This is a genomic window from Nitratifractor sp. (assembly GCF_015487065.1).
In the GTDB taxonomy this organism is placed as follows: Bacteria; Campylobacterota; Campylobacteria; order Campylobacterales; family Sulfurovaceae; genus Nitratifractor.
The window spans coordinates 1-6,615 of the sequence record NZ_WFQN01000157.1; the positions used below are offsets into that span (position 1 = coordinate 1).

The 6,615-nt window shown below is 54.0% G+C and carries 10 protein-coding genes; 4 read left to right on the forward strand and 6 right to left on the reverse strand.

Annotation, left to right across the window (positions count from 1 at the left end; translation table 11 throughout):
* On the forward strand, positions 1-333 hold a 333-nt coding region (locus F8I07_RS08905), incomplete at its 5' end, for a His/Gly/Thr/Pro-type tRNA ligase C-terminal domain-containing protein (RefSeq protein WP_292658560.1).
* A gap of 86 nt (positions 334-419) precedes the next feature.
* Here the strand turns inward: F8I07_RS08905 and F8I07_RS08910 are convergent.
* Together F8I07_RS08910 and F8I07_RS08915 are read right to left on the reverse strand one after the other, a co-directional pair.
* Positions 420-911, reverse strand: coding sequence for a glycine zipper 2TM domain-containing protein (locus tag F8I07_RS08910; protein ID WP_292658562.1), 492 nt, complete (start codon positions 909-911; stop codon positions 420-422).
* 117 nt (positions 912-1,028) lie between these two features.
* The gene (locus F8I07_RS08915) at positions 1,029-1,724 is read right to left on the reverse strand and encodes a hypothetical protein (RefSeq protein WP_292658564.1); all 696 of its coding nucleotides are present in this window, start codon (positions 1,722-1,724) and stop codon (positions 1,029-1,031) included.
* 399 nt (positions 1,725-2,123) lie between these two features.
* On the opposite strand from F8I07_RS08915, the gene F8I07_RS08920 reads away from it, so the two are divergent.
* The 3 genes from F8I07_RS08920 (at position 2,124) to radC (ending at position 4,267) form a co-directional block, all read left to right on the forward strand.
* Positions 2,124-2,885, forward strand: a complete 762-nt coding sequence (locus tag F8I07_RS08920) for a class I SAM-dependent methyltransferase (protein WP_292658566.1) — start codon at positions 2,124-2,126, stop codon at positions 2,883-2,885.
* A 16-nt stretch (positions 2,886-2,901) separates the two neighbouring features.
* Positions 2,902-3,381 (forward strand): nucleoside deaminase, encoded by a 480-nt coding sequence (locus F8I07_RS08925; protein WP_292658570.1) that lies wholly within the window; start codon positions 2,902-2,904, stop codon positions 3,379-3,381.
* Positions 3,382-3,607: 226 nt separating this feature from the next.
* Positions 3,608-4,267 carry a DNA repair protein RadC gene (radC, locus tag F8I07_RS08930; RefSeq protein WP_292658573.1) on the forward strand — a complete coding sequence of 220 codons (660 nt, stop codon included), beginning with the start codon at positions 3,608-3,610 and terminating at the stop codon, positions 4,265-4,267.
* 206 nt (positions 4,268-4,473) lie between these two features.
* Here radC and truD read toward each other — a convergent pair whose 3' ends face one another.
* The 4 genes from truD to F8I07_RS08950 form a co-directional block, all read right to left on the reverse strand.
* Positions 4,474-5,598 (reverse strand): tRNA pseudouridine(13) synthase TruD, encoded by a 1,125-nt coding sequence (truD, locus tag F8I07_RS08935; RefSeq protein WP_367264513.1) that lies wholly within the window; start codon positions 5,596-5,598, stop codon positions 4,474-4,476.
* The gene (locus tag F8I07_RS08940; RefSeq protein ID WP_292658576.1) at positions 5,585-5,932 is read right to left on the reverse strand and encodes an antibiotic biosynthesis monooxygenase; all 348 of its coding nucleotides are present in this window, start codon (positions 5,930-5,932) and stop codon (positions 5,585-5,587) included. Before F8I07_RS08940 ends, truD begins: the two co-directional genes overlap by 14 nt.
* A 41-nt stretch (positions 5,933-5,973) precedes the next feature.
* Entirely contained in the window at positions 5,974-6,408 is a 435-nt protein-coding gene (locus F8I07_RS08945) for a lysozyme inhibitor LprI family protein (protein WP_292658578.1), read from the reverse strand.
* A 70-nt stretch (positions 6,409-6,478) separates the two neighbouring features.
* Positions 6,479-6,607, reverse strand: a complete 129-nt coding sequence (locus tag F8I07_RS08950; RefSeq protein WP_367264514.1) for a hypothetical protein — start codon at positions 6,605-6,607, stop codon at positions 6,479-6,481.
* Positions 6,608-6,615: the final 8 nt, after the last annotated feature.

Genomic DNA, 6,615 nt, shown 5'->3' on the forward strand with positions numbered 1-6,615 from the left:
ACCCCGGGGATCGGTTTCGCCATCGGGATCGAGCGGATCATGGAGCTGGTACAGATGCCCGAAAAATCCCGGGAAGGCTGGTACCTGGGCGCCATGCTCCCCGAAGCGGTGGAGAAGCTCCTAGAACTGGCCCACCAACAGCGGAAAGCCGGAGAGAAGACCGTCGTCGAGTACACCCCCAAGAGTCTCAAAGCCCACCTCAAAGGGGCCGACAAAGTCGGAGCACGCTACTGCGCCGTGATCGGAGAGGACGAGCTGTCCAACGGCACGATCTGGGTCAAAGACCTGGAGGAAAAGTGTGAGAAGGTTGTTCCCCTGACGGAGTTTTTTTAAGAACATTCAATCGGATAATATGGGACTGAAGTCCCGCCTGCAAGTCTCTATCGGTTTCTAGTTACTCGTTACTAGTTACTAGTTCCCTAATATTCCGCCCGCACTTTTACATCGATCCAATGCAAAGGCCGCTGACTGAATTTGACGATGCGATGTCCACGGTACCAGGCGATATTTTTGTATCGAAGAAGGCGACGCTCGGTATGGGTTTTGTATCGGGTTTCACAGACCCGCCGTCTGCGGTAAACAACCCGGCAATTCTGTTCAGCCAGATTGGCTCCTACCAAAGCACCGACCACCGCTCCGCCGATCGTCGCCGCTTCTTTGCCGTGACCCTTACCGATCTGATGTCCAAGTACCCCGCCAGCGGCACTGCCGATGAGAGCGGCTGCCGGTGTGTTAAGATTCTCCCGACAAACCGGAACATTTCTCCACCAGCACACCTGATAAGGAGTACGGATCGTCACCGTACGATAGATCGGTTTGCTTCGGACCACTTTCACACTCTCGTGCCAACTAAACGAACCGCCGAAAAGCGAAACCGCAGCCAATATCGGTAAGAAAAGAATCTTTTTCATCTCTGACTCCTTGTAGCATTGGGATATTGAGATTTTAGAGAGGAAAAGTGAACCGTTTGTGAAGTAAGAAGTAATTTATAAAATAATGAAGAAGAGTCTCTGAATAGGCGGCGGGGTCTAATCGAGATCCTCGACCTGGATGCCGTTGAAGGCAAGAAAGGGATCCGCTTTCTTTTTCATCTGCTTCAGCTCGCTTTCGATCGTTTGAATCGTGTAATAATCCGACCAGGAACGGCTGCCGAAGTAAGCAGAAACAGCAATGACAAGCCCCAAGCCCGTCAGAAAGACCGGGACCATCGCCCGGAGCTGTTCCATAGCTTCTCCCTGCGTCGTCAGCGAAACGATCCCTCCGAAAATCAGCGTATAAAGGAGAGCTCCGATCAAGCTCCATACGATCGCTTTGAGCCAAGAGACCCCCGCATCCTTGCGCTTCTCTTTCAACGAGGAAGCGAGTTGACCGAATTCGGAAGCCATCGACATGGCAATCGCCTGCTGGGCACTGCTGGGATCCATCTGTATTCGCTGCCCCCCCGCCGTATGATGATCGAGCAGCTCACTCTCCAGATAGATTTTGTGCTTGAGGTGCAGTAGCTTTTCCATCATCTCCCGATATTTCCACTCTTTGAAGGCCTTCAGATCATCCCCCACATTCAGGGTAGGGCCGGTACCGTATTGTGTGGGGCGATTCGAAGCAACGGTCACGAAGAGCGAAGCATTACGGCGGGGAACCCAATAGCGAAGCAGAAAAAGCACCGCCACGGTGAAGGTAACGGCAAAGATCATTGCCAGGACGGGGATATCGAGAAGACTCATCGTTGGTATTTTCCTCTTTTGTCAGATTTCAGACTCTGTTTGTTTGAAGATAAATTATACCCATAATTCTTATAAAGAAGATCATAATAATCGATTTTTTCGAGCCATTTGTCATCACGGAATCATTCCTGCTTTGACCACCGACCGATAATCTGATAGACTTTCACAGTATCAATTGAAAAGGAGAGCAAATGCGAACAGTCAATTATCGCCACCACGACACCCACAGATATACTGCTCTCCTGCTTCTTCCCCTACACTGCGCTTCCTGATTTACCGATTTCCTACAAGCTTTACCTGAAAAACCGGTCTTTCTATTCGATCCCGAAAAAATATTTCCGGTTTTTTGACTGATAGATCCGTCCATTCGACGTATGATACGATAAGAAGGAATATACTATGCAACCGAAGAAAAAGAGCAACCAATGGAACCCGGACAGCTACAGCAAACACACCGACTTTGTCTACAAGCTCGCCTCGCCCCTCGTGAATCTCCTCGATCCAAGAAAAGGAGAAATGATCCTCGATGCCGGATGTGGCGAGGGGAGCCTCACTCTGGAGATCATGCGTCGGGGCGCTCGGGTGATCGGGGTAGATCAGAGCCCCGAAATGGTTCAAAAAGCCAGAGAAAAGGGTCTCGAAGCCTATGAAGTTTCTCTGACCGAATCTCTTCCTTGGCGGGTGAAGTTCGACGCCGTCTTTTCCAATGCCGTCCTTCACTGGATCCCTCAGGCCAGGGAAGCTGTCCGGAACATCGCCACCTCCCTCAAGCCCGGCGGCCGTTTCGTCGCGGAATTCGGGGGTGCCGGTAACGTGGCACACATCGTCGCCGCTATCAAGGAGGTCTTCGCCCGACATCCGGAATTCGGAGAGCCCGATATCCCCTGGTACTTTCCCGCGCCCCAAAGCTACCGGGAAATCCTCGAAGCGGAAGGCTTCAAAGTGGAGTGGATCGATCTGATCCCCCGCCCCACCCCGATGGAGGACGTGCGCTACTGGCTGGAGATCTTCGCCAACGGCATCATCGGACATCTCAGCCCTGAACAGAAGGTGATCTTTCTCGAAGAGTGCCGCATGATTTTGCGGGAGAGTTTCTATGACCCGGAGAAGGGATGGGTCATCGACTATGTACGGCTCCGGTTCAAAGCCTGGAAACGATGAAGTTATAATGGCTTTTATGAAAATGGATAAAGCTATCGAAGAGTATCTGCAACTGGCCGCCGAAGAGGCCCGTAAAGGAGTGGTAGCCAATCACGGCGGTCCGTTCGGTGCCGTCATCGTCCATCAGGGAGAAGTCATCGCGACGGCTCACAACGAGGTAATCCGTCGTAACGATCCCACCGCCCATGCCGAGATTCTGGCGATCCGGCAGGCGGGCAAGGTCCTGGAGCGCTTTCACCTGGACGGCTGCGAGCTCTACTGCACGGGAGAGCCCTGCCCGATGTGCTTTTCGGCGATCCACTGGGCCCACCTCGACCGGGTCGTCTACTGCAACACCAAGGCCCAGGCGGCCGAGATCGGCTTCGACGACCAGTTCATCACCGAGATCATCACCGGAAAGCGGCCCGATCCCATCCCCTTCCTCCATCGGCCCGATCCGAGATGCGATTCAGTCCTGAAATTCTGGGACGAAAAAGAGGACAAGATTCTCTACTGACACAGAGTCTCACACTCCTGTACTTCCTCTGACATGACAAAATGACATCAAGTCTCAGCTTTTGTACTGAACATGTCAGAATATCTCCTAAATTGCATTAGAGTGTTCTGGACAAATCCCGTCATTCCGAACTTGATCCGGAATCCACGGTTTAAACCCTGGATCCTGAAACAGGTTCCGGATGACCAGACACCTATCAGAGCACTTGAGAATAAGGAGAAGCACTATGACCGCCATCTCTCATATGCACCCTTTCGACAAGCCGAGAGAGAAACTGGCCGCCCGAGGCCCCCAGGCGCTCAAAAACGACGAGTTGCTGGCTGTACTGCTGGGGTCGGGGATCCCGGGAAAGGATGTGCGGAAGCTGGCCCGGGAGATCGCGGCGATGATGGAAAAGGATTTCGAGGGACTGGACCTGGAGCGTCTCACCCAGATCCACGGCCTGGGTACCGCCAAGGCTTCCCAGATCCTGGCCGCCATTGAACTCTCCCGACGATTTCTGCTCAAAGAACGGCGCCGAATCCTCTCGGCGGCCGACGTCTACGATGAGCTGCGCCCCTACGCCGGCAAAGCACAGGAACACTTTCTGAGTATCACCCTCGACGGAGCCTCACGGGTCATCGAGACGCGAATCGTCTCCATCGGCACCCTCACCCAGTCTCTGGTCCATCCTCGGGAAGTCTACGCTGATGCCATCGCCGATCGGGCCGCCGGCATCATCGTCGCCCACAACCACCCCAGCGGCACCCTGGAGCCCAGCCGAGCCGACCGCACCGTCACCGATCGGCTCCGTGAGGTGGGCAATCTGGTCGGGATCGAACTGCTGGACCACGTGATTTTGAGCCCGGAGGGATACTTCAGCTTCTCTGACGAAGGGGTGATCTAACCCTCACCGAAGAATCGTTTCGATCTTCAAGTCACTAGTCGATAGTTTGCGGGACTGAAGTCCCGCTTCCAAAAATCCGCGTTGCAAATCAACACCAACCGAAACTATTCATCATTCACCACTCACCATTCACCCTTTCGTAGGATCGCAATCCCACACTACACCACCCTTTCGGTTCCTCATTCCTCATTCCTAGTTACTCGTTACTAGTTAAATTCCCCTTTGAGCATCGCCACCAGCACCGTGGCGTAGCTCCCTTTTGGAAGAGTGAAGCTCAGTTCGTAGTGGGCCTTCTCAGGAACGTATCGGCGCCCGATATCCTCGGGAAAGACCCAGGCGTAGCGACGGCTGCCTTGCTCGGCGATCCGCTCGTCGTCATATTCCCGTTCGATTATCCGTGCGGGATTCAGAGAACGTTTGACTTTTTTGCCCGGCAGCAGTCCCGTGGGGCAGCGGTCTTTGGCGGCGAATTTGGCCGCTTCGGAGGCCAGGTCCTCAGCGACGAAGAGCCGGCCGTAGGGGTAGTGCATCATCCAGTCTCCCGCCAGGATCTTGAAAAAATGTTCCTGCTCTTTCGTTCCTGCCAGCGTGTCGGCCGGGAGTTTCTCGATCCCTTCCACTTCACTTTCACTAAACTCTTCCAGCAATCGGTTGATCCCGATACGGCGGCTGAGCCAGTTGTTGAAAAGTTTGCTTTGATAAGCACTCACGAGGAACTCCCGCATTTTGCGCTCCCGGATACGGAGTTTCCCCTCCACAATGGCCTTTCCCTCCTGCCAGTTGTTTCCTTCGGTTCCGAAGCGCTGTTCGCCAAAGTAGTTGGGCATTCCGTATGCTTCGATCCAGTCCAGGACCCGGTCGATCTTCTCCTTCTGGACTCCCAGCACCTTTTTGAAGCGGAGGCGAAAACGATTCCCTTTGAGGTGGCCGACACGGAGTTTGTTCTCGTGGCGGGTCGTCTCCAGGATTTTGACCCCCTCGTGTTCAAATTTTTCCAGCTCTTTCTCCACCGACGCGGGCAAGGAGAGATACTGGGTCGTCAGAGCGTGTTTGTCCTTGAGCCCGGCGTAGCCGATCTGCCGCCTCGGGATCCCGAAGCGGTTGCTGAGCAGATCGGTCAGTTCCCAGGTACTCAGCCCCTTTTTGCGCACCTGCACGATCAGATGCTCACCGCTGCCGCTAAATTCGTAAAGCGGGATCTCCTCGACGGTGAAATCCCGGGGAGAGGGATTGAAGACGAAGTCGTTTTTCACCGAAAGGGGGAAAAGAATTGAGGATGGAGAATGGAGAATGGAGGATTGATCGTTAGGGGTTTTCTCATTTTTTTTCAAATCGTTTCTCCTCTTCCACTTTGGCGATGCGGATCCTATATGCGGCGTACCATTTCTCTTTGCCGTACTTCTGGGCGATCCGATGCTCGGCATCGGCTTTCCACCGCTCGATCGATTCCCGATCCCGCCAATAGGAGACGGTGATCCCGATCTCCTCCCGGGCGCTCTCAACTCCCAGGAGTCCCTCCTGCTTTTCAGCCAATTCCACCATCCGTGCGGCCATTTGGGCGTATCCCTGATCCCCTTCGTTGCGGACACTGGTAAAGATCACCGCGTAATACGGGGGCTTCGGCGTCGGGGCGAAGGGGCTAGATGGGTTTTCATCCTCTTTCATACTCTCTCCTTTTCAATATCTACTCATGTATCGTGGCGACTCTACGGCTTCCAAAAAGCGCACACATCCCCCTCTTCCTGTTTGGGATTGAGCCACTGTTTCAAAAACTTGATCCGCTCCTCGGTCAGCGAGGCTTTGAGATTGGCGATGCACATGGGTAGGACCGAACCATACTCCTCGGGGTGTTCCAGATACCCGGGATAGGCCATCTCGATCTGGGCATCCCGCATGGTGATCCAGGCTTTCTGGGCCTTTTTGAGCGCCCGGATGAATCGGGGGTACTTTCGATACCGTTTGAGAATCTCCCGATAGATCCGGTTGAGCTCTTTATCGGCCACCTGGAAATCCCCTGACGCACACATGTTCATCGCCCCCTGAGTCATCGCCCGATCCCAGCAGGAGGTTGACGCCGTCTGTGCCCCCCGGGCCGACAAAACACCCATAGAAACCAGCGCCGCGATCATGATTCGTTTCATTTATTTCCTCCTCTTCAATTATTGGGTTTTTGTGGAATGGCAATCCAACGCTACACAAACGTTTCAGTTACTAGTTCCCTCCATTCCTCACTCGAAGAAAGACCCCGCTCTCCATATGCTCCGTATGGGGGAACTGGTCAAAAAGCGCCCCTTTTTGCACCTCATGGCTGCGGCTCAGGTGCTCCAGGTCCCTGGCCAGGGTCTCGG

Bases quoted from the DNA above. Each gene is read 5' to 3' on its own strand.
- F8I07_RS08915 (WP_292658564.1), bottom strand. From the start codon at position 1,724: ATGAGTCTTCTCGATATCCCCGTCCTGGCAATGATCTTTGCCGTTACC.
- F8I07_RS08925 (WP_292658570.1), top strand. From the start codon at position 2,902: ATGAAAATGGATAAAGCTATCGAAGAGTATCTGCAACTGGCCGCCGAA.
- F8I07_RS08940 (WP_292658576.1), bottom strand. From the start codon at position 5,932: ATGAAAGAGGATGAAAACCCATCTAGCCCCTTCGCCCCGACGCCGAAG.
- F8I07_RS08945 (WP_292658578.1), bottom strand. From the start codon at position 6,408: ATGAAACGAATCATGATCGCGGCGCTGGTTTCTATGGGTGTTTTGTCG.
- radC (WP_292658573.1), top strand. From the start codon at position 3,608: ATGACCGCCATCTCTCATATGCACCCTTTCGACAAGCCGAGAGAGAAA.
- F8I07_RS08910 (WP_292658562.1), bottom strand. From the start codon at position 911: ATGAAAAAGATTCTTTTCTTACCGATATTGGCTGCGGTTTCGCTTTTC.
- F8I07_RS08920 (WP_292658566.1), top strand. From the start codon at position 2,124: ATGCAACCGAAGAAAAAGAGCAACCAATGGAACCCGGACAGCTACAGC.